The organism is Pseudomonas sp. EL_65y_Pfl2_R96, from assembly GCF_963970905.1.
In the GTDB taxonomy this organism is placed as follows: Bacteria; Pseudomonadota; Gammaproteobacteria; order Pseudomonadales; family Pseudomonadaceae; genus Aquipseudomonas.
In genome coordinates this window covers 1-548 of the sequence record NZ_CAXAQH010000197.1, presented here as the reverse complement: position 1 = coordinate 548, position 548 = coordinate 1, and the positions used below count along the sequence as shown (strand labels likewise).

Below are 548 nucleotides of genomic sequence, written 5' to 3'. Positions count from 1 at the left end.
CCTTCGCATTGTCCAGATGCAGTCGTTCCGGAATGCCCCGCACTGGCCACACCGCATCGATGCGTCGTTCGGCAAGCCAACTGTCCTTGGCGAGCGCGCCGTGGCTCAGACACAGCGCAACCGACGTTGCAGACGGAGGTTCCAGCGAAAGATGGAAACCGGCAACGCAGCGGGTACAAACGTCGATCGCCAACGTCAGCCACGGACGCTGGATCGACGTACGGGTTTCGCTGTCAACCACAATCACATCGACCAGCGTATGGTCGATCTGGATCAGCGACAGCGGCCAGTGGGCTTCGAGCGAACCGATCGCTGGAACGTAACGATCGCGCGCCGCCTTGCGGCCTTCGCGTTTGGCGACGATCTCCCGTGCCGGACGCTTCCGTACTCTCGCAGTGACCGCCTTCCGGCCAGGCTTCGCCAGACCGCGGGCGACGCATTGGCGATGCACTTCGGCGACCAAATCCACGATTTTGAGGCGCTGCCGCGTCAGATACACGGCGTCAATTGCTTCCTCAATCACGGCATTCACTTCCGCTTTGAGCTTC

1 pseudogene is annotated in these 548 nt (G+C 61.7%); it reads right to left on the bottom strand.

What is annotated here, in order from left to right:
• A pseudogene (locus AACY49_RS30190) lies at positions 1-548 on the bottom strand (transposase); the annotation flags it as partial.